Annotated in this window: 1 protein-coding gene; it reads left to right on the forward strand. The window is 25.7% G+C overall.

The features are described from left to right. Positions 1-19 precede the first annotated feature (19 nt). Positions 20-268, forward strand: a 249-nt coding sequence (locus HMPREF9075_RS13785) for a hypothetical protein (RefSeq protein WP_009415092.1), incomplete at its 3' end; no start/stop codon positions are given.

A 268-nucleotide genomic window follows, 5' to 3' on the forward strand; every position in this document is an offset into this window, starting at 1 on the left:
TAGATAAACTAAAGAAACTATGAAAAGAATTATAATACTATTTGTTGCAATCTCAATAATATCTTGTAAAAACAGAGTAAATTATGATAGTTCAACTTACTTAACAGAAGAAGATACAATAAGAGAACCATATAAAAGTCCTATACCTCAAAAAACTAAGTATAACTTAACAAAGTTGTATTATCGTGTTCTCTTTAATGAAGACCATAAAAGGCTTGAAATAGACACTTTTAGTTATGTAGAGATTAGAGACAATCTTTTGATAGAT

It is taken from the genome of Capnocytophaga sp. oral taxon 332 str. F0381 (genome assembly GCF_000318275.2).
GTDB classification, from domain to species: domain Bacteria; phylum Bacteroidota; class Bacteroidia; order Flavobacteriales; family Flavobacteriaceae; genus Capnocytophaga; species Capnocytophaga bilenii.